The following is a 400-nucleotide window of genomic DNA, read 5'->3' as shown; positions in this document are numbered from 1 at the left end:
TCAGGGTGTTGGGTGTTCGTCGGCCGAGGATGCGCTCGGCGGCGGTGAGGGTTTGTTCGTAGAGTTCGATTGCCTCGGTGAGCCGACCCGCCGACCGGTAGGCGGTGGCGAGGTTGTTGCGGGAGTTCAGGGTGTCGGGGTGTTCGTCGCCGAGGATGCGTTCCCGGTGGGTGAGGGTTTGTTCGTAGAGTTCGATTGCCTCGGTGAGCCGGCCGGCCGAGTCGTAGGCGCCGGCGAGGTTGTTGCGGGAGGTCAGGGTGTCGGGGTGTTCGTTGCCGAGGATGCGTTCCCGGTGGGTGAGGTTTTGTTCGTAGAGTTCGATCGCTTCGGTGAGCCGGCCGGCCGAGTGATAGGCGGCGGCGAGGTTGTTGCGGGAGGTCAGGGTGTTGGGGTGTTCGTC

At 65.2% G+C, this 400-nt stretch carries 1 protein-coding gene; it reads right to left on the bottom strand.

What is annotated here, in order from left to right:
* Positions 1-400, bottom strand: a 400-nt coding sequence (locus ON32_RS23315; RefSeq protein WP_040793162.1) for a tetratricopeptide repeat protein, incomplete at both ends; no start/stop codon positions are given.

The sequence above is a fragment of the Nocardia paucivorans NBRC 100373 genome, assembly GCF_000308675.1.
In the GTDB taxonomy this organism is placed as follows: Bacteria; Actinomycetota; Actinomycetes; order Mycobacteriales; family Mycobacteriaceae; genus Nocardia; species Nocardia paucivorans.
The sequence above is the reverse complement of the archived record's forward strand: the minus strand, read 5'-3'. Positions and strand labels throughout refer to the sequence as shown.